17 protein-coding genes and 1 pseudogene are annotated in these 24640 nt (G+C 25.9%); 12 read left to right on the top strand and 6 right to left on the bottom strand.

Going from position 1 to position 24640, the window contains the following annotated elements; all coding sequences use genetic code 11:
• Positions 1 to 11: 11 nt before the first annotated feature.
• Complete coding sequence (locus ACZ5RS_RS06435) at positions 12 to 893, bottom strand: MBL fold metallo-hydrolase (RefSeq protein WP_464638526.1); 882 nt, start codon at positions 891 to 893, stop codon at positions 12 to 14.
• 629 nt (positions 894 to 1522) lie between these two features.
• Between ACZ5RS_RS06435 and ACZ5RS_RS06430 the strand changes: the two genes are divergently transcribed.
• The 10 genes and pseudogenes from ACZ5RS_RS06430 (at position 1523) to ACZ5RS_RS06385 (ending at position 10401) form a co-directional block, all read left to right on the top strand.
• Positions 1523 to 3148, top strand: a complete 1626-nt coding sequence (locus ACZ5RS_RS06430; protein ID WP_464638524.1) for a sensor histidine kinase — start codon at positions 1523 to 1525, stop codon at positions 3146 to 3148.
• Positions 3141 to 4772 (top strand): response regulator transcription factor, encoded by a 1632-nt coding sequence (locus ACZ5RS_RS06425; protein ID WP_464638523.1) that lies wholly within the window; start codon positions 3141 to 3143, stop codon positions 4770 to 4772. The genes ACZ5RS_RS06430 and ACZ5RS_RS06425 overlap by 8 nt, the downstream gene beginning before the upstream one ends.
• Before the next feature lie 74 nt (positions 4773 to 4846).
• Positions 4847 to 5713: a PhzF family phenazine biosynthesis protein gene (locus ACZ5RS_RS06420; RefSeq protein ID WP_464638521.1), complete on the top strand. Its 867-nt coding sequence runs from the start codon at positions 4847 to 4849 to the stop codon at positions 5711 to 5713.
• A 268-nt stretch (positions 5714 to 5981) separates the two neighbouring features.
• On the top strand, positions 5982 to 6962 hold the full coding sequence (locus ACZ5RS_RS06415) for a metallophosphoesterase family protein (RefSeq protein WP_464638519.1): 981 nt from the start codon (positions 5982 to 5984) through the stop codon (positions 6960 to 6962).
• 237 nt (positions 6963 to 7199) lie between these two features.
• Positions 7200 to 7964 (top strand): hypothetical protein, encoded by a 765-nt coding sequence (locus ACZ5RS_RS06410; protein ID WP_464638518.1) that lies wholly within the window; start codon positions 7200 to 7202, stop codon positions 7962 to 7964.
• 211 nt (positions 7965 to 8175) lie between these two features.
• Positions 8176 to 8313: a transposase gene (locus ACZ5RS_RS06405; protein ID WP_464638516.1), complete on the top strand. Its 138-nt coding sequence runs from the start codon at positions 8176 to 8178 to the stop codon at positions 8311 to 8313.
• A 221-nt stretch (positions 8314 to 8534) separates the two neighbouring features.
• Complete coding sequence (tnpB, locus tag ACZ5RS_RS06400; protein WP_464638514.1) at positions 8535 to 8693, top strand: IS66 family insertion sequence element accessory protein TnpB; 159 nt, start codon at positions 8535 to 8537, stop codon at positions 8691 to 8693.
• 38 nt (positions 8694 to 8731) lie between these two features.
• The gene (locus ACZ5RS_RS06395; RefSeq protein WP_464638513.1) at positions 8732 to 8881 is read left to right on the top strand and encodes a hypothetical protein; all 150 of its coding nucleotides are present in this window, start codon (positions 8732 to 8734) and stop codon (positions 8879 to 8881) included.
• 569 nt (positions 8882 to 9450) lie between these two features.
• A pseudogene (locus tag ACZ5RS_RS06390) lies at positions 9451 to 10134 on the top strand (IS66 family transposase).
• A 39-nt stretch (positions 10135 to 10173) separates the two neighbouring features.
• A complete protein-coding gene (locus ACZ5RS_RS06385; RefSeq protein ID WP_464638941.1) occupies positions 10174 to 10401 on the top strand; it encodes a transposase domain-containing protein in 228 nt (75 codons plus the stop codon).
• A 622-nt stretch (positions 10402 to 11023) separates the two neighbouring features.
• Here ACZ5RS_RS06385 and qatD read toward each other — a convergent pair.
• The 5 genes from qatD to ACZ5RS_RS06360 all read right to left on the bottom strand — a co-directional run bounded on the left by qatD (position 11024) and on the right by ACZ5RS_RS06360 (position 16630).
• Positions 11024 to 11758, bottom strand: coding sequence for a Qat anti-phage system TatD family nuclease QatD (qatD, locus tag ACZ5RS_RS06380; protein WP_464638511.1), 735 nt, complete (start codon positions 11756 to 11758; stop codon positions 11024 to 11026).
• A complete protein-coding gene (qatC, locus tag ACZ5RS_RS06375) occupies positions 11755 to 13005 on the bottom strand; it encodes a Qat anti-phage system QueC-like protein QatC (RefSeq protein ID WP_464638510.1) in 1251 nt (416 codons plus the stop codon). The genes qatD and qatC overlap by 4 nt, the downstream gene beginning before the upstream one ends.
• A complete protein-coding gene (gene qatB / locus ACZ5RS_RS06370) occupies positions 13002 to 13835 on the bottom strand; it encodes a Qat anti-phage system associated protein QatB (protein WP_464638508.1) in 834 nt (277 codons plus the stop codon). The genes qatC and qatB overlap by 4 nt, the downstream gene beginning before the upstream one ends.
• 2 nt (positions 13836 to 13837) lie before the next feature.
• The gene (locus ACZ5RS_RS06365) at positions 13838 to 15694 is read right to left on the bottom strand and encodes a KAP family P-loop NTPase fold protein (protein ID WP_464638506.1); all 1857 of its coding nucleotides are present in this window, start codon (positions 15692 to 15694) and stop codon (positions 13838 to 13840) included.
• Between the two features lie 324 nt (positions 15695 to 16018).
• The gene (locus ACZ5RS_RS06360) at positions 16019 to 16630 is read right to left on the bottom strand and encodes a recombinase zinc ribbon domain-containing protein (protein ID WP_464638939.1); all 612 of its coding nucleotides are present in this window, start codon (positions 16628 to 16630) and stop codon (positions 16019 to 16021) included.
• A gap of 835 nt (positions 16631 to 17465) precedes the next feature.
• On the opposite strand from ACZ5RS_RS06360, the gene ACZ5RS_RS06355 reads away from it, so the two are divergent.
• A complete protein-coding gene (locus tag ACZ5RS_RS06355) occupies positions 17466 to 19289 on the top strand; it encodes an AAA family ATPase (protein ID WP_464638505.1) in 1824 nt (607 codons plus the stop codon).
• 86 nt (positions 19290 to 19375) lie between these two features.
• Positions 19376 to 24388, top strand: coding sequence for a sacsin N-terminal ATP-binding-like domain-containing protein (locus ACZ5RS_RS06350; RefSeq protein WP_464638503.1), 5013 nt, complete (start codon positions 19376 to 19378; stop codon positions 24386 to 24388).
• Positions 24389 to 24640 lie beyond the last annotated feature (252 nt).

The raw sequence follows: 24640 nt of genomic DNA, 5'->3' as shown, positions 1-24640 counted from the left end.
TTTATCTCCTTTTATTTATATATTGTTAAACCATCATAGGCGACGGTAACGCTATAATCTCTTTTTATTGAATTACATTTATCTACAAATTCTTGGTGTGTATATTCTTGTTCTTGATTGATATGAGAAAAATAAACTTTTGTATCTTTTGTTATAGTTCCATTCTCAAAAAGAGAATCACATACGTTGAAGCTTCCCCTAATATCCAAATGAGAAAAAGGAGTTGGCCCTCGATCTAAAGATCCAAAAGTAGATTCTATTATTAAAATATCTAATTTATAATTTTTTAAATATTCAAAAGATTCATTAGAATAATATCCAGTATCAAGTGCATACAATATCTTTTTATTATTAGGTAGTTCTATTAAAAAATTTGAAGAATTCTGAGGAGTAATATCGTAATGTTCTCCTTTTATAGCAGTTACTAAATATTGTCCTACTTTAAATGGCTTAAAAAAATCAACCTTATGGAAAATATAATCATCTTTAAACTTTTCAGTTATAAAATGTTCTTGATTATATAATCCTAATTTATCACCACGATCCAACATATCATATAGTTTTTCTGTTAAGTATACATTAAGTTTTTCACCATTTTTTCTAGAGACCATTGGTTTCAAAAATAAATTACCTACATCCAAATGGTCTGCATGAAAATGTGTAATCAAAAGATGTTTTAAATCATATAAATCTTGATTGTATTTCACAAGTTGTGAAAATACATCTGGACCAAAATCTATCAAGACTTCATTAGATAACCTAAAGCAAGATCTATGTCGTATTTCTTTTCCTTTTACTTTTCTTGCATTTTCACAAACTCTACATCTGCAAAAAGGACTAGGAATACCTTCAGCAGCTCCTGTACCTAAAAATTGCATAATTAATTTATCCATTAACAACCTCTTTCAAATATAATTTTAATTTGTATATATCATTTGAACATGATTTTTATCTACTTTTTTTGATTAATATCTACTATAATAAGTTTTATTTGACAAAAATAATTAGCAAAAGTTATTATCAATTTAAAAATAAATTGCATAACTTATATTTATGCTTTGCCTGTATAGATTAAAAAAAAGCACCAATGGATAGTGCTCCATAATTTTATTTTTAATTACTAATTATTTTTATATGTTACATATTTCTTTAATATAAAACACAAAACTTAAAAATTATTTTTCCAACATTAAAAAGTTATGTTATTATGAGTTTAATCTATTAGCATTATCCTTTCATTATTATAGTTATTAACAATAAAATCTGAAAATTAACAGATTTTATATATTTTTATTTTTTTTTATTAATTAGTTTCATTTAGCAATCTAATCTAATTTGGAAAAAGTAAAAACTATTATTTAAAATTTAATTTAGGATAATATTAATTATATTAAATTCTAAATTCCATACATCAGAATTGGAGATATTTATGAAAAGACTACCCTCTATATTTTACAGTATAAAAGTGAAATTTTTTCTAGCTTTTTTATGTCTTTTCATTCCTTTGTTTATGCTAGGAATTATGACGTACAAAAAAGGATTCGATATAATTAATCAAGAAATTAATAACACTTTTAATACTTCAGTTTTATCATTTTACAATATGTTGGAATCCGAAACTTATAAAATACAATCTATTAAATATCAATTATTATTAAATGATGAACTAAACTATCTTGTTGATTCTCATCCAATAATGGATAGTTTTGATATATATGAAAAAAAAATAAATATTTCATATTTTATAAAATCAATGAAAGAAATAAGTCCTTTAGTAGAAGAAATAATTGTCAGTATCCCTCAAATTAATATTTCATTCTCATCAATATATGGTGCTCAGGATTTAAAAAGTGACTACGCTACTGGGGAAAATGAAATATCTATAAAAAATGACAAATTAATTTATAAAACATTATACTCGAGGCATGGATTAAACAGTGATGATGAAAAAAATAATTTCTATGTCACTTTTGTATTTTCCAATTCAGAAATAATAAAGAATTTAAAAAAATATCAAAATAATGAAAGCTTTTTTCTAATTCTATTGAACTCAGATGAAAATTTTTATTTAACTAATAATAAAAAAGATTTATTTGATTTATCTAAAGATGATTTAATTAAATTAGAGAATAATTCCGAATTTTATTCACAAAATAAGAAATTTCTAAGTTTCTATAAAAATCTTGGAGTATCAAATTTTGGTTTGAGTTTATTAGTCCCTTATAGCTATGTAGAAGAAAAACAAAATCCTTATAAATTATATTTTATTCTTTATATAGTATTTGGTATTAGTGTTGTACTTCTTTTTACTTGGTTTTTTAATCGTATGATTAATAAACCAATACAAAATTTAATAAAATATATTTTAAAAGTTGAAAAACAAAATTTTAAAAATATAAAGCCAATAACCACTAATAAAAATGATGAATTTAAATATCTATACAGCACTTTCAACAAAATGTGCGTTAATATTGAAAAACTAATCAATGAAGTATATGAACAGCAATTGCTTACAGAAAAAGCTAATTTAAAACAACTACAATCTCAAATCAATCCTCATTTTCTATATAACAGTTTCTTCAATATTAACTTAATGGCAGAATATGGAGATTATCAAAGTATTGTTTCTATTACTGAATATCTTGGCAAATATTATCGTTATATTACAAGAAATAAAAATGAAGAAACATCTCTGTATGAAGAATATCAACATACACGAAATTATTGTGAAATACAGAAAATACGATTCGCAAAACATTTAACTTTAATAATGGACCAATTACCAGAAAGTATAAATAACGTTATTGTTCCCAAATTAATAATACAGCCAATTGTTGAAAACGCTTTTAATTATGGATTAAAAAATGAAATTACTCAAAAATTACATATTGGAATAAAAATTATAGATAATAATATTTATATATCTGTTTCAGATAATGGCTCAGATATAAATGAAAAACTATTTTTAGAATTAAATGAAAAAGTTAATAATAAAGAATTAAACATTGAGAACACAGCACTAATAAATATTAATAAAAGATTAAAACTATTCTTTGGACCAAATTACGGATTATCCTTTTACAAAAGTGAATATGGTGGACTTTGTGTAGAAATAAAAATCCCAAAAGAAGGTAAAAATAATGTATAAAATTTTAATCATTGATGATGAAGCTTTTATTGCTGATGGTCTAGCAGCCTTTTTAAAAAAACGAAATAAAACAAGTCTAGATATTTATACCTGCTATAGTTCGAATGAAGCTTTAGATCTATTACAAAAAATAAGCATAGATATCATTATAACTGATATAAATATGCCTCAAATATCTGGTTTAGAACTAATAAAAAAAATTAAAGAAAAATGGCAAAATCACCAAATTATTGTTATCTCTGGTTATGATAATTTTTGTTATGCGCAAGAAGCTATAAAACTAGGAGCTTCTTATTATCTATTAAAAGGGGAAGAAAACAGCTTATTATTAAATGCAGTTGATAGTTGTATCAAGAAAGTTGAAGAAAATAAAAAGAAAGATTCTGACTACAAATTAATGCAGCAAAATTTCAATGAAGCACTGCCCTCTTTAAGAAATAAAATCCTTATAGATATTTTATTTAATAAGAATTTTAATAAAGAAACTGTTGAAGAAAAAATCAAAGATTTAAAAATTGAAATAAATATAAATATACCATTTCAAATTGTAGGATTAAGAATTGATGAGGAAAAATCAATCTCTGGAGTTGAATCATATAAAGTTTTATTAACAATGATTACAAATTTTTTTGAATCATTAATAAAAGAGGACTTTAGTGTCCATTTAATATTTCTATCAAATCCTAAATTAGGAATTTGGCTAATTCAAAAAAAGAATATTAAAATAGAAGATTGTAATATTAAGGATATTATAACCGACTATATTGAATATTTACAAAATTATGCCTTTTCATACTACAAAATTATTTTGTCTTTCATTATCAAAGCAAAACTACTTGATATAGAAGAGTTAAATAAAGAAACCAATAACCTAATAAATGAATTAACTTATAAAGATAATTTTTTGAATAAAAAAGTTATATCAGATTCACCCCTTTATAACTCCTCAATATATAATGAAGATATTAATGACTTTGATAACATAAAAAATAAACTAGAAAATTTAAACACTCAATTGAAACAACAAAATAAAGATCATTTTTTTGAGCTATTAAAAGACATAATTCATTCTATGAGAATTATAAATATACCTGAAATTCAATTATATATTTATAATAGCTATTGCGCTTTAATATTAAATAACTTAATTGAGACTAATTTATTAGATGAATTTAAAAAAAACTTTAATTTTAACATCTTTTCTACAGCATTCTCTTCATGGAATATAAGTACTTTTGAAAAGCTAATAGAAATTGGACAATGGCTTTATAACAAATCACATGATGAGAATAATTATGCTATGCAGCATAAAGTCATAATCAAAGTTGATAAATATATAAAACAAAATATAAATAAAGAATTATCACTTAATATAATTTCTGACTATATAGGCTTAAATCCAGTTTATTTATCAAGATTATATAAAAATATAACAGGAAAAAACCTATCTTCCACTATAACAGAAACAAGAATAAACTTGGCTAAAAAACTGTTAAGCAAGGGCTCATTTAACGTAAGTGAAATAGTTGAAATGGTAGGCTTTAAAAGTCTTTCCCATTTTTCAAGGATTTTCAAAAAAGAAGTAGGAATGAGTCCAAAAGAATTTCAAAATCATAATATATAATTAAAAATCCATACAAATTTGATTTATTGCCTTTAAATATATATATTTAAATAATATATAAAAAAAGGAATATTATGAAATTAAATTATTATACAATAAACGCTTTTGCAAAAAATGAAATAGGTGGCAATCCTGCTGGGATTGTATTTGATGCTGAAAACCTCTCAAACCAAGAAATGCAAAACATTGCTAAATATATTGGATTTAGTGAAACAGCTTTTGTTTCAAATTCACAAGAAGCTGATTTTGAAGTAGCCTTTTTTACACCTAATGCTGAAGTAGACTTATGTGGACATGCAACCATTGGTTTATTTAATGCACTTTTTCTTTTAAAAAGAATAAAACCAGGAAATTATACTCTTAAAACTAAAGCTGGAATACTTAAAATTAAGATTGAAAAAAATGGTTGTATAATGATGGATCAACAAAAACCAACTTTTTATGAAGTCATAGACCCTAAAGAAGTTATTGAATCTCTTGGTATTGAACTCAAAGATTTAAATACAGATTACCCTTGTCAAATTGTTTCAACTGGTCTTAAAGATATTCTTCTTCCAATAAGAAATAAAGAAATTTTAAACTCAATAAAACCAGATTTTGAAAAAATAAAAGAGATAAGCAAAACTCATAATATTGTTGGCTTTCATCTATTTGCTTTAGATGATAATGATGAAGCAATTACTGCTAATTGTAGAAATTTTGCACCTTTATATGAAATAGATGAAGAATCTGCTACAGGAACTTCCAATGGAGCTTTAGCCTGTTATCTATGGAAATACAAAATTATTAAGAACTCTAATAACATGATATTTGAACAAGGAGAAGCTATGAACAAACCTTCTTTAATCTCTGTAGATCTTGATTTATCAAATAATCAAATAGATGAAGTACAAGTTGGAGGAACAGCTTCAAATCTTCAATCATTAGAAGTTCAATTATAAAAAATTTTAGTTAATTGATACAAATTAAACTACGAGAAAGAGATTTCAAAGACATGAATAATTTCATAGCTAATATTTATGTTGTCTTGGAATCTCTCAATTCAAACAGATTAATATTCTTTACCTCTACACACTAAATTTATCAAATAATCGATATTTAATAGTTAATTCTTCTTACATAATACAGGGATAACCTATATAACTTTGTTTTTTATATAACAATATGATAATATTAAATTTAGATAACAAGATAGAGGTAAAGACACTTATGAAAACTAAAAAATATAGATTTATATGGATTTCCTTTTTATTATTATTTTTATTTGTTTCATGCAGCTTTGGACATTCTCCTATAAGCGAAGACGGAATACTCAATGATTCCATTGTATTAAATGATACTGATGAAAATTTCACTTCTTTTATTGTCGCATCAGATATGAGAGAATATACAGGAAATAATCTAGATTGGTTTCGCGGAGCATGTGAAGCTATAGCTACAGTAGATGATGGGATTTATATGTTTTCAGCTGGTGATATTGATCCACCAGGGCAAGTGCTAGCTACTATAAAGAAATATATCAGTGCTGATTATAGATGGTTCCCTATCGTCGGAAATCATGAGTCAGAGACTCCTTCTGACATGGAGTGGATAAGAAATTATTACCAAGTTATAGAATCAAGAGTAAGTATTATTAGCGAAGGTCCGACAGGAACTAAAGAAACTATGTATTCTTTTGACAAAGGGCCAGTCCATTTTGTTATACTAAATGAATATTTTGATGGCACTTCTGATATTGGTTCAAATGGTGATATAGTCCCAGCTACTTATAATTGGCTAGAGTCAGATTTAGATAATACAGAAAAAGATATTATTGTAGTCTTTGGACATGAACCAGCATTCCCCTTACCTGATGAAGAGTCAGGAAGACTTAGGCATGAAGATGATAGTCTTAATACTCATGAAGAAAATAGAGATGCATTTTGGAGTTTATTAAATCAATATGATGTTACAGCTTATATTTGTGGACATACTCATAATTATAGCAGTAACTTACGCCCAGGTGATACAACTTGGCAGATTGATTCGGGTCATTCTAGAGGAACTCAGGATCCTGGTGCTAAAAGTACTTTTTTAAAATTTGACATTAACACAAACAATGAACTTATTTTAGAAACATATAGAATGGATCTTAATACAGGTATTTATTCTTTAACAGAAACAATTAATCTTACAACCCCTACTATATAAGAAAATATTTAATCAATTAACATTAGATAGGAAATTAGAATAAGCAAAATTAAAAAAGACAAACTTCATAATTGAGATTTGTTAGTACCAAGAAATTTACACATAAATACAACTATACGATTATAAAAAAAGTGGGTGAATTTTTTCTTAAAAGGTGGTACTATTTATTCTATAAATTCTGAATCTTTTATTTAAAAAGCATACTAACTATAATAAATTTATTATATAAGAGGAATAATGACAAAACCATCAAGTACAAAACAAAGTTCGTTATCAAAGAAAATATATAACAGGCACTTAACTCTATCAAAAAAATTGAATGATACATATATTTTTATAAATCAAGCGATACCAATTTTAGAAAAAGAAAAAAAAAGTTATCATAGCAGTCTGATCTCAGGAAAAGATTCTAAGTATTTTGTGCCATCAATTAAAAAAACAAAATATGCATATAGAACAGATAAAGAACTCCAAAATATATATAATAGATTTATAAGATATGATTTATTTAAAGCTATACTATCTTCATGCATATCAGATTTTGAAGATTTTTTGTGTATAACTCTAGAAGAAATTTTACGGGAATATCCCCATAAAATAAATACATCAATAACTGGAATAAATATAAAAAAAGAAATTAACATTAGCAAAATATTATTATATAAAGATATTGATAGTTTAATCAATCAAATAATTTCTGAAACAATAATACATATCTCATATCTTTCTCCTTCAAAATATTTTGAATATTTCAAAATTATCTCAGGCGTTAATATTCCAAAAGATTTACTTAATAAGTATTTTGAATTAAAAGCTTCAAGGGACATAATTATTCATAATAATTCAAAAATTAATAATGTTTATCTCAGTAAATCAGGGAATTTGGCACGAGGAAAACTAAATGAAACACTCATTATTGATCAAAATTATTTTGATCAATCAATAGCATTATTAAAAAGAATATCAGGGGTAGTAAGACGCGAAATTGATTTGATTTATTAATATTAAGTTTGTAAATTTATAAAATATAGATTTTTAATATAATTATTATAATATTGTCAAACAACTTACCTAAAGCAATATTAAATAATATGAATATTTATTGATTTCAACTAAATATACTTTTCATGAAGTTCAAGAAATATTGTAAGCGTCTAATCAAACAACCTATGTAACTAGTGCAATCTCATCTATCCTAATTCTGGAGGATAAGATGGGTACAAGAAGAAAATATTCAAATGAATTTAAAGCTAAAACAGTAGAGGAATATTTAAAATGGTCAGAAAAAGGTGAATCATTAAATAAATATTCAATGAAGAATAATATTTCACCAATTACGCTAAGAAGTTAGGTTCAAAACTATGCATAAGATGAAAAATTATATACTTCAAATTTAAATCTAATCAAAGTTAATAATACAAACACTGTTAATTATTCAAATAATTATCATAGAAATTCATTTAAAGATGAGATAATTACTATTAATGCTTCTTTCTGTTAAATTGAATTATCAATAAATATAGAACAATATGAATTAATAAAAGTTTTAGAAGTTCTAAAGGATATGGAATAATGTTTTTAGATTTTAGTGATTATGATTTCTACATTAGACCAGGAAAGACTGATATGAGAAAAGGTAGTTCAAGTCTAACCTTTCTAATTCAAGATGAAATGAATTTAAATCCTTTTGACAAATGTGTATTTGTTTTCTGTAGTGGAAGTAAACAATAATTAAATCCATAGTATGGGATGATAATGGCTTCTGGGAATTGACGAAAAGATTTGAAACAGGTAGTGTTTGGTGGTCTAAAGATGCAAAAATTGCTAAAAGGGTATCTATTAGATCAATTAAGAATATGTTAAAAGGACAAAATCCTTGGATACAAATAGAAGTATTAAATCCTAGTAAATTATGTTAAATATCAATAATGCTTAACATAATTTTAAGCAATAAATATTGACATTTAATTACTTATCTGATAACATTTTATGTATGAGTAAATTGTGTACAAAAGAGTATTTAGATAAGCTAAAAATGAATTAATTTATCAAGTAGTTTCTGCAAATAAGAAACTAACTACAAATATTAATGATTTAAAAGAACTTTTTAGACTTAAAAGTACTCAACCTTTTATTCCTTCAACAGAACAAACAGTATATCTTTTTGATGAAATGGAATTACTATCTACTGCTTTAACACAAGAAGAATAAAAATTAATAGAAGTAAAAGAACATACTAGGGTAAAAACTCCTCATAGAGTAAAAGAATTAGATGCTAATACTCCTGTTGTTAATGTAGATTATTGCAAAGTGGAATAACAAAGATACTGATACTATCATTACAGCAGCTTCATTAGTTGCAAGAGTTGCAACTAGAAAGTATAGTGATTAACTTCCTCTATACAGACAAGAATCAATCTTTAAGGGAGAATGCTTAGAATTTACAAGACAATCATTATTAAATTGATTACTTAGATACTTCTATCTAATAAAACCTTTAAGAAATAGATTAAAATATCACATATTAACATCAAATTTAATAAATCAAGATAAAACACCAGTGCAAGTAATAAAACTAGCAGATGCAAAACCTAGTGCAACCCATTTTATGATGGTGCAAGTTGGTGTGTCCAATTTAGATGCAAAATCTAATCATAAGATAGTGCTTTACTCATTTCTTGCTAATAGAAGAAAAGAAATTTTAAGTGAAGCAGTAAATGGGTACAAAGGCTTCATAATGACTGATGGATTAAAAGGATATTTAGATTTAAATGATCATTTAAATTACTGGGTTCATGCTGTAAGACAATTAAAAGCAATCTTAAAGATAAATAAAAAAGCTACAGATGCTTTAATCTTAGTATCTTTTGTAAATGAACTTTATTCATTAGAAACCAAGTTAAGAAAACAATATCAATAAGGTTCAATAACAAAAGAAGAATTTAATTCACTAAAAAAGAAAAAAACAGAAGTAACTTTCAAAAAGATTAAAACCAAGATAGAAACAATTAAACCTAAATACATTCCTAAGAGTGCTATGGGCAAAGCAATTAATTATCTAAATACTTATTGGGACACATTAATAGCATATCCAAATTGCTTTGAAGCAACTCCAGATAACAACATTGCAGAAAATGCAATCAGACCATTTTGCGTGGGAAGAAAAAACTGACTATTTAGCGTATCACAAGAAGGAGCAGAAACTTCAGCACTGTATTATAGTTTAGTAGAAACAGCTAAAACAAATAATCTAAATGTATATAAATATCTTTGGAATATTCTAGAAAAATCACCTACTATGGAAACTGAAGAAGATTGTAATCAATTACTTCCAAGAAATGTAAAAAAAGAAAGCTTGTATTCTTTAGAAGATAATTTTAAAAACTCTAAACCAGATGCAACACGTGTAGATAAATATACCTTCAGAGGCGTTCATTAAAAAATAATTCAGAATGGACGCTTACTCTTATCTCAAGAGAATTTTAATATATAAAATATAATTGTTATACTTTTTATAATACACGTTATATCTTAACTATACACGTTATCAAAAAAAGTAGGTGTATAAAAATATCATACTTATTTATTTGAATAATAATTATTTTAATTATGTAAAAGATATATTATTTCAGAAAATATATCTTCTGAGTTTCTTGATATATTATTGAAGCTAAAAAAATAATATGTTTTTTATCCAAACTCTATAATTAATAATAATAATCTTTAACTTTATTATGATGACAAAATATAAATCTATTTTTATCATCTTCTGATTAATCCATACACATTATATAACTAAGCATCATTTTTAGCTAAAACACCTTTTCATTTTTAATATCTCTATTTGAATATATAATATAGTTTTAACTAAACTTGTTCCAAAAAGAAAATATAAAAAAAATACATTTATACCATAATTATAATTACCTAAAGATGTAGAGGCGTTTATTAAGGCAAAATTATTGAAAGAATATTAAAATCTACTAAAGGGATATCACCCGATTACTAGTCCGTTGATAGGGGAGTTATGACATTCTATAACTTGTAATATTAGTAATTATTCAGGAAAGTGTATTTGTGATTTTTTGAGCATTCTTTAATAACTTTTTTAGTATTTGTTCTTTAGAAATACCATAAACTTCAGATAAATCTGGAATGATATTTATTGCTTCCCAAGGCATAACCGGTTTGTTTTTAATTAATGCAAAGGGCCCATCGGATTCTGGCAAAATATATTCAATTGGTATTTCTGAAATAAGCCTTTTACCTTTAATCGTTTTTGTCATAGCAGGTCCTAAACTAAAAAAACATTGCATATTAATAGCTCTACTTAATAAAGATTTATTTCCAGTGAACCAATGTAAAATTGGTGTACTGTTAAAACATTCCTGTTCAAGGATATCTAGTACCTGTAATTCAGCTTTTCGAGAATGGATGCTTAGAATTCTACCACCACAAGATTCTGACTCTCTAACGATATCTTTAAATAACGATATTTGAATAGGTAAAGAGTCAATATTACATTCTGATCCATCAATTCCAATTTCACCTACAAATCTAGATCTAGGAATATTTTCTAATAAAATATTCTTTTCAGCATACTTTTTTATCACTATTTCTGGATGCATTCCGATAGCACATTCAATATTATTGATTGAATAAAATACTTGTGAAGTAGCTAACCAGGCCCGAGGACTTGTTGTTACTACTAATGTAAATTTATTCCGTTTTTCAACTTCCTTAATAAAAGAAAGGACATTGGGATATAAATCAAGATGACAATGAAAATCAATCATACTCGACCATAATAATGTAATAGTTCATAAATTTCAGTTAACCCTCTAGAAAAAACTCCTTCGTAATTGCCCCTATCTGTATCACTAGCAAAATTAAGAGCACTACCTACTACATGACGTATTCCTTTTGCTTGCATTTGCAAATAAGATGTCGCTGCAACAGAAATATTATCAGAATTAACGATCTTAATATTCTTTCCATATTCTGTGCTATCCTTCCAATCTACTTTCATGAAGGCCGCTCTTCTTACTAAACAAGGGACACACACCCCACAATGAATATGCTTTCTACCATATTTAGCACAACTTACAGAATCTTTTACCAAATCCATTAATAAATCTTGATCAAGACATTCTTTCATCATTTCTCCTTTTGTCTTGAACCTATATGGAAATTTTAAATTGAGAGGAATCCCTAAATGATTCCATAAATTTTGTAAACCACTCATATATATTGGGTGTGTTGTTTTTGTACTTAAACTCCCAAGTCTACCAGGCGAAAGAGCTATATTAAGGCTTATAAAACCATTCTCTGGCACATATAAGTCAATTGGCTCAGCGCTTTTCCTATTAATTGACGCCGATGCTATTGCTGCAAATGCATAAAAAACCATGGATCTACCACGAGTTGAGTCTTCTCCATATCCTTTAAGTTTTGTATTATAACTCCATTGATATAACCTTTCAGAGGCACTTAAACTACTAGCATATTTTTCTTGAGCATTTTTGGATCCCTTTACAACATGAGATACAAAAATTGGCAATTTCCCATCTCTTGTTAAATCAATTGCCCCAATTAAACTATCCATACCTCCTGATAATAAACTTATACAATCAGCTTCATGCATTATTGGCTTTGGGGAAGGAGGAAAAGATCCTCCATCACAAAATGAAAGCGTCCAAAAATCTCCTGTAAGAAATCTTAATAAATCTTGCAACTCCTCTATTTGTGAATACCACTTATCTGGAGAGCAAAGATGGATTTCAACATCTAGCTCTCTTGTCCATCCATCAGAACTTGTATTACGTGAAATTAATTTATCTACCGATGCTACTGTAAGTGCAAAAGTTGCAAAATCCCAAATAGCAGTAGATGGAGCAATTCCTTGTTTACGAATATTATCCCAGAAACCTAATCCAAAATAGCCAATATCTTGTGCTTTAGGATTTGAGTATTGGCAAATATAAATAACTTCATCAGAACGTTCTTGAGGAATATTCGATTCTAAACAACTAACAATCTTCATTCCAATTCTCCTTCATAAATATTCATTGTACGAGTGAGTACTTCGCTAAAAACTTTATTTATTTCTTGCTTAGAGTAATTAGTATCAGTTTTTCTTATTGTATTAAGACTTGCTGTTACATCTGAAATGATATAAGCTCGCATCTCTTCTTTACGTGATTCTACTCCAATAGGTGTTAATTTTGAATTCTCAAAGCATTGTCCAATATCTAAATATATTCGATTGAATAATTCATATCCAAGATACGATCCTAATAATGCCCAAATATTTGATTCTGTTAAACTCAATAGATTAACTTCAGGATATTCAGTTAGTAGATCTTCAAAAGCCAAAGCAAGAGAGTTCTGTGCAGATATTTCATCTAAACTTCCCCCCTTTGGGCCTATAAGGTCAACAATTCCATCTGCTATTTCTCTTGCACTCGCACGTTTTGAAGTGAATCCTTCAATCCAAGAATTTAAAACAACATTATTACCTGTTGAAGCAGAATTAAGAAATCCAAAGAGACCTGCCGCAGTTCTTGTTGAAGTTATCATACGATTAGCGATTGCTACAGATCCGCCCATTCCTTTTCTTGAATAATGCCCAAGAGACCTATTAAGACTTTCTCTATTTCCAGATTGTATATAATTATTAAGATTTCGTCTTGCTCCACGAAATCTTGCTGAAGGAGCGACCTCTTCATTTTGTGATATATTCGAAGGTATTAGTGTTTGTGGTAGACTTTCTAAATCTTCTCCAGGGATAAAAGGAGAAGGTATCTGATCTAACCAAGGAGGATCAAAAGGAACTCCTGTACCAGGTCCTTTACTCGAAGATGATGTTCCCATTTTTACCTCCTAAATCCTTTTATTGCATTAACTGTTTTTTTTGGAGTAGCTTCATCATTCTTCCAATAATCTATCAACGGTTTTGCCCATTCTAAACGATTTAATTGAGGAATTAATGGTGGAACTCGCTTTTCTGAAGGCATCTGTTCTATGAAAGAAATGAATTGGTTACTTATACTTTGAAATGCAGTTGGAATGTGCATTAATTGTATAAGATTTCTTTGATCCCATTGACTTAATCTAATATTTTTTTTCATCCTAATGAACAATCTACTTGCCTCAGCCTCACCAAGCTTTTGTATACGAGGTATTAAAGTATCATCAAATTTTGAGCTGACCTCTAAAATTGCTAATATCTGTTTACCCTCAGGAGATAAATCATCAGAATTCTGCATCGAAAGACTTTTCTCTCTACTCAAATAAACAAGAGGTCTTAGATCCGTATCACCAAGATTTGGTTTAAGTTCCAACCAACCTTTAATAAAATTATCATCCCAAGAAGGATCTGGGAATGTAATTTCTCCACCTTCTGCGATGTTATTTTCAAGTTCTTTTAAAAAAGCAATTTTACCATCAACAACCGAAATATTTTGTATAAGAAACTCAAAGGCTTTTTCTGTTGCACATCTTTCAAATAATTGCATTTTAACTTGTTCTTCAAAAGATAGAGTTAATCCCTGAGCTTCTCCTATTGTTCTTTTAATCATCAAATCATTAAGAAATCTTTTTATAAGCCTAGGGTTGCCCAATATATGTTTTGAGTTCACCATTATTCCTGCTATTTGATCGGCAAGCTCTATCTCAGTTTGGATATTTCTTGCTTCATCTCCAAATGATTCCATCATAATTCCGAATGTTAATTCTTTAGACCAAGACAACTTTACTGCTTTAAGAATTTTCTTTTTTGCATCTAGAAAACATTCCTCAGTAATCACTCCTGATTGCGTTTTTGTTTCAGCAAGTAAAAGAATAAGATACGCCTTAATTTCTGTAGTTCCTAATCTTGGAACATGTATAGGAACTTGAATGAGTTTATCAAAATAACTAGTAACCAAATCTTTAGACATATCTTCATCACCAAAATGAACTTTTACAGCATTTCTAATCATTTCCTCATCGGCTGCAACAATAAAAGCGGTGTTTGGGAGAAATAAAAGAAGTCTAATTGCTTCTAAAGTAGAAATTGCCGTATAAGGTAAACATCTATCTAAATCATCAACGACTATGATAAGTTTTACGTCTAGCTCTTCTAAAAGAGCAGAAAATACTTGTCTTAATTCCGATATTTCCTTAGGTATTGATGTTGATGATTGTTCTTTTAATAATCCTGATATCTCTGGGCCTAAATTTGAATAAGCATCACTCAGATTCTTTAAATTATCAGAAGTTGGAGTTCCTCCAGATTCTACTATTCCTCCAACAGCACCAATTACTGCTCCAACTGGTCCTCCAAGACTGCCTCCAGTTACAGCTCCTCCCACCACAGGAGCAAGTAACTTACCTATCCTTAACCAATTTATTCGCTTTGCAAATTCTTTTGCTTTTAAGAGAGCTGATTCATTTTTCTTGGATTCTGAAAAGAGTTTATCCGAAACTATTTGAAGAAGGGCCAATTTCGCATCATCATATCCTTGATACAACCATGCATCAAATTCAATAATAACATACTTTTGCTTATCTTCATTACTTTTTATTGATTTAACAATCATTTTCGATAATGAGGATTTACCGACTCCCCATGAACCTGAGACTCCAATAGAAATAGGTTGATTATTTGAATCTCTAATAATCTGTGCAGCAGTATCAGCTACTACTTGAAAGTTCAACAAATCTTCAGTTGTTTCGATATCATTCCACATGTATTATCCCCTAAAGGTTTATATAAAAAAATTAATTTTAATATACAGTATATTAATTAAAGAACAAGGTGTATAACAATCAATGAAACCCATTTCTTTATATATCGCAATAGAAGAATACTAGTACACCTTATAAGTTTATCAATAATTAATAAATTAATTGTAACATAGTTTTGAAAAAAAACTATAATAATAGTGAAACTAATATTTATTGTTTCTGACACTTATCAAATATATTAATACTGTAAAAAACTAAAAAAGTTCTATAATTTATTAGTTATCCTCCTTTTTACTCAACAAAGCAACAATTACTATTTTACCATTCTAAAAGAGAACCTTAATATTATCTTTTAAATAAACCTCAATTCTATCAACTAGCGATAGAAAACCATCTGGTGAAAATTCAGTTAAGATTTTATCTTGATATTTCAAAGCTTTTATAAATTGCTTGATTTTACTTTTTCTATTATTTTTATCTTGTATTGTGGATTGAAGGCTTTCTAATTCATTAAGAGCTGAAGAATATGTAGAATTTAAACTATTATACTTTTTATCATATTCTACTTGGTTTTGAATTGTTGTAGCATTAGAAGCTATTAGTTGATTTAATTCTTTTGATAATTTATTAACTTCATTAGTTAGAGATTCTTCTTTTGCTTTTAAATTTTCGGTTTGTAATACTTTATTAAGAATAAGATTACAATTTTCTATAATTGAATCTTTATCTTTAATTAAATCATTAATTGCATTAACTGCTATTTGTTTTAACTCTTCTTCATAAAAATGAGGGGTGGTACATCTTACTTTGTTCTTATATTTATTACTGCATTGAAAGATAATTCTTTTATACTTAGAGGTTGAGTGCCTAGTTTTAGTTGTATAGAAACCACCACAATAACCACAAATAACTTTATTAACAAATACACTTTTATTTATATTCTTATTTTTTAGATTACCTCTTTTCTCAAATTCTTCTTAAACTAAATCAAATTGTTCTTTTGTTATAATAGTTTTGTGAATATTTTCAACATATTACCTTGGAATTTCGCCTTTATTAATTCTTCGCTTTTTTACTAAAAAGTCTGTTGAATATGTTTAATAATTTGATAATTAGCCTTTTTGATTAATAAATATTCTATATTTTAAGAAATTAAATAATTCGATAAACAATCTTTATTTTTCCAAAAAGCTATCAAAGTAAAAACAATTAAAAAAGATATCAGTATCAAGAAAAATTTAACAATTATAAAAATTATTAAATAAAATTTAAATAAAAAAAAACAAACCTCATAATTGAGATTTGTTAGTGCATTGGTACAACAAATCTAATACAATTACACGTTTATAGGGCTTAAAGTTGTATAAAATTAATTATTCCTGCTCTTCAATTATATTAGGATTATAGATTTGGCTTCCTTTAGTGTAAAGTAAAATATAAACTATTCTTCCCTTGTTGCTATATATGAAGGAAGTATTGTTATATCTCCATAAATTTCTTTATATTTTTCTGTAGGTGTTAATTCATCTACGCTTAACAAAAAATCATTGATTTTCTATTTTTTTCTATTATAATAGGCCGGACATTTAAACTTACTGTCCTCGATTATATTAGATAACAATATTTATTATAGACAACTCACTATTTCTAATATAAAATTTTATTATTATGCTAGCAATAAGCAATTGTTAATAAAAAATATTATTGCCATGATTATTTTTACACATTTGAATTATTAAATTTACATATAGAAAAATTAAAGGAAATTAACCCATGTATGTTTCATCAATTACAATAAACAATTTTAAATCATTAGGTACAGATGGGAATGAAATTATTTTTGATAAAAGAATAACACCTATTATAGGAAAAAATGAAAGTGGGAAAAGCAATATCCTTTGTGGATTATCACATATAAATATAAATGAAAATATGAACAAATTATTTGACGATATCAACTTAGTTAATAGATCTGATTTAAAAAATCAAATATCATATTCTATCATTCTAAAACCAACTTTAGAAGAACAAAATACTCATAAAATCATAGAAGAAACATATATTTCAATAAATAAAAATCAATGTTTAATTACCGGTTCATTACAAATAAAATTTCAAGAAGAAGTGCAATATGAATTAAACGATATAATTTCTAAATTTAATCAAAATGATTTTAAATATAACCAAGAACAACTAAAAGAACTTAATATAATGAAAATTGAAATAAAAAATTTTGAATTATCAGAAATAAATAATAAAATCAAATATTTTCTTAGAAGAAGTGTAAATACGCCTCAATTTAAAGAAAAGCACACGAAATTAAAAGAATTAAACAATAAAATAAAAACTATTACCTCTTTTATCCCTAAATTTGTATTCATAAATAAAGAAAAAAAACTAAATTCAGAATATACAATAAAACAATTAAATGAAGAATTAGATAGTAATAATATTACTGAAAAAAGTCTAATAATAAATTTTTTACAAATTATAAACCAAGATAAAATTGATATTCTCAATATATTAAGGAGTAATAATGGACAAATCATAAATTCTCAAACAAAAGAGATAAATGGTAAAATTCAAGAATACTTTAATAATGAATTTAATAATTTTTATAAAACAGAAAAACTAAAACTTGAATTAAGTTTTGTAAATAAAATGTTAAATTTTTTTGTTTCGGATGAAAAAAATAAATGTACTTCATTATCTGAAAGAAGTGCTGGATTACAATGGTATATAAATACATTTATTTATCTAAAATCCATGAATTTATCAACTGAAAATTTAGTATTTTTATTAGATGAACCGGGAACGTCAATTCACATAAATGAACAACAAAATTTGATAAAATTCTTTAACAAAATTACTGATAATAATCAAATCCTATATACAACACATTCTCCTTATATGATTACTAATGAAATAATAAATATCGGAGCAATTAGATTAATTGATAAAAGGGAAGATGGAATTACTAGAATTTATAATAGTATACCTTCTTATAATTCAAAAATAAAGGGCAAAGATACGATTGCACCAATCTTGCAATGTATAGGAATGAATTTAAATAATTCTATTGGGCCTTCATTCACTAAAGTAAATCTAATCACTGAAGGTATAAGTGATTATTACTATATAAAAGCAATGGCTCAAAAATTAAATTTTGATATTAATTCATATAACATTATTCCTTCTACAGGAGCTTCTAATATTAGAAATCTATGCAGTATTTTAATGGGATGGGGATGTAAATTCATAGCAATATTTGACTTTGATAAAGCCGGAGTAGAAACGGGTGGAGAAATATTAGAGAAAAAATTAAATTTAAAAAATAATGAGTCTTTCATTTATTTAAAAAATATTGAAAGTGAAAATATTAATAAATCAGCTTATAAAGATAATCCAATAGAAATTGAAAATTTAATAACAACAAAAGAATTAGATAATTTCAAAAAAGTTTTTCCTGATTCTGTTAATCTTGGTAAAATATTATTATCTAAATTCTTTTTTGACAATATAGATAAATATGAATGTCAAAAAGCTTGCATCACTAATTTCAAAGAATTCTTTTCAAGAATTAAAAGTATTCAATAAATTATTGTCTCAATTATTTTAGAAAAACTGTATCAATTTAGTTATACAATTTTTATATTATTTAAAAAATAAATTAGGAAATCATAATGACATTCAAAGAACAAATATCACAAATATACAATGATAATAAATTTTATCAAAATCCCAGCCAAGCAACTAATCTAGCTAATACATTAAATACGTTATCTACAGATTTATATACTGATTCAAAACGATTTATATATGAATTACTGCAAAATGCTGATGATTCTCAAAATAATGACTCTAATACAAAAGTATGGATAAAAATAATTAGAGATACACTTGTTGTTGCTCATTCAGGGAAAAATTTCTCAAATCGTGATTTAATTGGAATATGTAATGTAGACCATGGCACTAAAAAAAACGATATTACAAAAACAGGATATAAAGGAATTGGGTTTAAATCAGTATTTGGACAATCAGAACAGGTTACTATTTTCACTAATAATGAATTTTTTCGGTTTGATTCATCATATGATTTTGGCTGGTCATGGAAAGACAATATCGAAACTTGGGAAAAAGAAAATGACAGGAAATTTAAATATCCTTGGCAAATAATTCCCATATATACAACAAAAGACTTTGTGCAAAATGAAATAAATAAATATATCAATGATACAAAAGCTAATGTAGCTACTATAATTAACTTAAATAATAAAGAAGAAACTAAAAAAGCAATAATAAACCTTACAGAAAATCTAAATATGTTTCTATTTTTAAAAAATATTAATGAAATTACTTTTGATATTGATTGTAAACAAGTTATAACTATAAATAGAGAAACAACTGGTATTACTTTATTAAAAAGAGATCAAACTATCAAATCATCATGGATAACTAAAACTTTACAAATTGATTTACCAAAAGAAATAAAAGAAACCTTAATTGATGAACGAAATATTCCTAAAAAATTATTGGAAGCACAATCTATTGAAATATCATTTGCTGCAAAAATAAAAAATGATAAAATTGAGAAATTATCAAATTGTGAAAAATTAATATATTCATATTTACCAACAGATGAAATAAAATATTCCTTTCCTATTCTTGTAAACACAAGTTTTTTAACTACAGCTAATAGAGAATCATTACATGTCGATTCAAAATGGAACCAATGGATATTCAAAAATATTGCAGTAGAAATATTCAAGTGGATTGCAGAATTATGTAAAACAGAATACGGATGCCAAGCTTATAATTTGATACCTAAAAAAACTTCAACCGATGAATTAGGCACTAACTTTAATGCAGGTATTGATGAAGCAATAAACACTATACCTTTTATTTTATCTCAAGATAATACACTGGTATTTATAAAAAATACAATTATTGATTATACTTTATTATCATTTACAGATTTTATTGGTAAAAAAATAATAAAAGAATATATTAAATCAAGAGATAATATTAACCCAGATTGTTGTCTCAATTTTTCAAATTGTTCACATTTTAATAATCTATTTAAAGAGCTTGGTGCTAAAATATTTGAATGGGCGGAAATGAAAAATTTCCTTTATTCAGAAAGTTTCTTATATAATTACACAATTGAAAATAACATTAAATTAATAAAACACTTCAAAAGTCTTGCTAATAATGAAAAAGTAAATTACGTAACAAATGAAATGTTAAGAACATTACCATTTATATTGGATCATAAAAATCATTTAAATTATCCACCTTCAGTTTGTTTTCCTACTGTATCAGATAAAAATTGGAATAATCCAGAAAGTGAATTAAATTTTATAGATATCCGATTACATGAATGGTTAAGAACTGATATAATCACTAGAAAATGGTTGGAAAACCTTGGTATTAAAGAAAAAACTGATGTAACATATATTAACCAAAATATCATACCTAATATCGATAATTATATTAATAAAACAAATGCAATTTCAGCAATCAGAGATTTATTTACACTATATGGAAATGATAGATTAAATAGGGTTCTGATGAGCAAATTAAAAAGAATTAAATTACTTACAAATAATGATAGCTTATTACCAGCTGAAAAATGTTTTTTATCTAACTTTTACAATCCTAGAGTGCAATTAGAAGGCTGCTTGGAATTAGATATCTATGTAAATCAAAGTTATTGTGAAAAAATAGAAGATAAAAATAAATGGAAACAATTCTTGATGGAATTAGGAGTAAAAGAAGGTATAAATATAATTAACTTCCAAGAGAGAACAGATAAGGATACTTTAGAAAATTATGGTATTGAAAAGAGTTATTTAGAAAACGACGATAAAAAATTTACTCCATATATTACAGAATTCACTGCTGCATCATATACAAATCTGATTACTATAAATCATATTACTCAGACTATAGAAAATTATCATTTTACAAAAAAATATTGGGAGGATCTTATTTCTAATTATTCACCCGAAAATATAAGCAAACCTACCACAGCATTTTGGGGCAGACCTAATCTGAAGGGTATGGTACAAGGTGATACTGTAGAAAATTATGTCCCTTGGTTTATTAAAAACTATGATTGTTTACCTACAATGTTGAAAAATTGTTTAAATTCAAAAAAAATTTTTATTAATGACAAAGATATTATTAAAATTGCTAGTCATTATTTACCTATTTTTGATGGACCTATATTATCTTCTGATTGGAAATCATTTTTTAACTTCAAAACAAATTTAAATTTATCGGATTATCTAGAAATATTAAATAAAATTTCATTAGATTCAAATGAAAAGGGAAAAATAAAAAAAGAAAATAAAGCTCGTATACAAGAAATATATTCTAGACTATTAGAAACTTGCGCCAATTGGAGTACTGATGAGAATAATATTGTTGAAAATTGGGCTAAAAACAATTCATTACTAAATACTAACAATGAATTTACAAAAACAAGCGACTTATTCTTCTATTGTGATGATAATGAAAATATTTTCCAAGATAAATTTATATTTATTAATATTAATTCAATAAATAAAAAAAATAGAAACATAAAAACATTAATGAATTGCTTAAATATTACTATAATAAATCAAGATCAATTTTCATTAGAAGAAACGCAAAAACAAATATGTCAAGAATTAACCTTAAAGATGAATAAAATATTACCCTTCTTTAAGCTATGGTTACAGAATATCATTACTGATGAATCTTTAAATCCCCAAATAATAAATATTGATGAAAAATTTTCCAATATTAAATTTTATGAAGCTGATGAATTAATAATAAAAAATGACGAAATCAATTTTACAAAAAAAGTTAATGTTCATTCCTTTGAACAAACAATAATTGTCACAAAACCTTGGGACAGCAATAGTGTATTAATACAGTTACCTGAAGTTATATGCAATTTATTAGATTTAAAAGGATATGATAATGAACTAAATTTTCTCTTAAGAGCAGAAAAAGATGAAATTATTGAGTTTTTCGAAAACGAGAATATTCCTATACCAGCTACATTAAATACAAAAAAAGAATACGAAAGTATACAAAAACCAAATACTTTTGATGAAATTATTAAGTCTATTGAAAAAAAATCAATACCTCAGGAGTTCTTTCATATTAGTGATAAAGACTTTTATAAATTAAAACACATTCAAGATTTGTTACCTAAAGCTAAATCAAAAATTATAGACTATTTAAAAAAGTTACCAAATTACGATTGTTCAAAATCTTTTGACATGACCGAAAGTATCATTGGTGGAATATTAAAAGATGGTAGTGAAATTTTAATTGTAACACGTCCTTCAGATGATAATAAAGTAATTTTATATTATACATCTGAATTTGATGTTCTTGAATATGTAGATTCAGAATTGTGGTGCACCGATGGAGAATCTATTCCCCGTCAAATAACATTAGGGAATCTACTTAAACAAACAGAAATTAATAGGATTCCTATTATAACCCAAGTATTTTCTCAAACAGAAACTAACGAATTTCTTACACAAAACAAATCAGAAATTTTTGAAATTAATGCTATACCATATATACCTGAAAAATTAGCCATTAATATAGCTGCATTTGCTAATTATAAAGGTGGAACAATTATTTTTGGAATAAAGGAAAGAATAGGAGCTTTAAATGAAATCATAGGCTTAAATCACGATTTTAATATAAAGAACATAACAAATCAAGCAATTTCAAAACTCAATCCTACACCTAAACTGACTTTAAATTGGCAAATATTAGATAAAAAAGAAATTTATGTAATAAAGATAGAAAAAAGTATAAATGATATACGCTTTGAAGATGAAAAATATATACGAAAAGAAAGAGAAAATATAAATTTAACAAAATCATCTTCTCAATCTATGATATATAAAAGCAACAAAATTGATAGAACTTTAGCAATAATTATTTCACTTGAAAATTATGCTCCAAGAGATATAAATCCAATTTCTCCTGTGAAATATGCTACAGAAGATGCATTAGCTTTTAAAAGAATGTTAATAGAAAAAATGAATGTTCTAGAAACTAATATAACTTTTTTATCAGATACCCAAGCTTATAAATCTATGTTAGAATATGATTTAAAAGGACTATTTTATGAGCTTACTGAAAACGATAGATTGATTTTCTATTTTGTAGGACACGGTTTTCATGATGGAATAACCAATTATTTATCTACATATGATATGAATCCTAATTATATTATAAATACATCAATTTCTTTAAGAGAAATTTTACTTGATCCACTAAAAAAATCAAAATGTGAAAATGCATTAATATTTATTGATTCCTGCGCACAATCTTTGACAGATGAAAATAGTAGAAATCATTTATCAAACATTAATTTTGAAGAATTTGAGATATTGCAAAATAAATTCCCATATTATGGCTTGTTTTATTCATGTCATGAAGGACAATCATCATATTCTTGTAATACTTTGGAACATGGCATATGGACCTATTTCTTATTAAAAGCATTATCTGGTAAAGCCCCAGTTTGTATAAATAATAATTATATAACTGATAAAACATTGAGCAGTTATTTAGAAAAAATGGTTTCTACATATGCAAAAAAAACATATAATTTTGAACAAAATCCTAAATCTATTCTAGATACTTCTTGTGAAAATATCATCATGAAAATAGAATAAATTGAAAGTATACTAAAAGAAGTTACTAGACAGAATAAAAATATTGATTTTAACGAATCCTTGTTAGTTTATTTCTAAAGGAAGAATATATTTATTGTTGATAAAAAAATAAGCAATTTACTGCTAAAAATTACATTTGAAATAATACAAGAAGAAATAATAATTCAATATATTGCAGAAAATATCAAATCACTCTAATTATATTTTTCTCAAATTAAACAAGGGCATATTAACTTTTAAATAAACAAAAAA

Source organism: Pleomorphochaeta caudata, from assembly GCF_055395745.1.
This window is presented reverse-complemented; position numbering and strand designations above follow the sequence as displayed.

Excerpts from the sequence above, each read along its gene's own strand:
- qatB (WP_464638508.1), bottom strand. The coding sequence starts at position 13,835 with ATGGGAACATCATCTTCGAGTAAAGGACCTGGTACAGGAGTTCCTTTT.
- tnpB (WP_464638514.1), top strand. The coding sequence starts at position 8,535 with ATGTTTTTAGATTTTAGTGATTATGATTTCTACATTAGACCAGGAAAG.
- qatC (WP_464638510.1), bottom strand. The coding sequence starts at position 13,005 with ATGAAGATTGTTAGTTGTTTAGAATCGAATATTCCTCAAGAACGTTCT.
- ACZ5RS_RS06350 (WP_464638503.1), top strand. The coding sequence starts at position 19,376 with ATGACATTCAAAGAACAAATATCACAAATATACAATGATAATAAATTT.
- ACZ5RS_RS06410 (WP_464638518.1), top strand. The coding sequence starts at position 7,200 with ATGACAAAACCATCAAGTACAAAACAAAGTTCGTTATCAAAGAAAATA.
- ACZ5RS_RS06415 (WP_464638519.1), top strand. The coding sequence starts at position 5,982 with ATGAAAACTAAAAAATATAGATTTATATGGATTTCCTTTTTATTATTA.
- qatD (WP_464638511.1), bottom strand. The coding sequence starts at position 11,758 with ATGATTGATTTTCATTGTCATCTTGATTTATATCCCAATGTCCTTTCT.
- ACZ5RS_RS06365 (WP_464638506.1), bottom strand. The coding sequence starts at position 15,694 with ATGTGGAATGATATCGAAACAACTGAAGATTTGTTGAACTTTCAAGTA.
- ACZ5RS_RS06430 (WP_464638524.1), top strand. The coding sequence starts at position 1,523 with ATGACGTACAAAAAAGGATTCGATATAATTAATCAAGAAATTAATAAC.
- ACZ5RS_RS06420 (WP_464638521.1), top strand. The coding sequence starts at position 4,847 with ATGAAATTAAATTATTATACAATAAACGCTTTTGCAAAAAATGAAATA.
- ACZ5RS_RS06405 (WP_464638516.1), top strand. The coding sequence starts at position 8,176 with ATGGGTACAAGAAGAAAATATTCAAATGAATTTAAAGCTAAAACAGTA.
- ACZ5RS_RS06435 (WP_464638526.1), bottom strand. The coding sequence starts at position 893 with ATGGATAAATTAATTATGCAATTTTTAGGTACAGGAGCTGCTGAAGGT.
- ACZ5RS_RS06425 (WP_464638523.1), top strand. The coding sequence starts at position 3,141 with ATGTATAAAATTTTAATCATTGATGATGAAGCTTTTATTGCTGATGGT.
- ACZ5RS_RS06355 (WP_464638505.1), top strand. The coding sequence starts at position 17,466 with ATGTATGTTTCATCAATTACAATAAACAATTTTAAATCATTAGGTACA.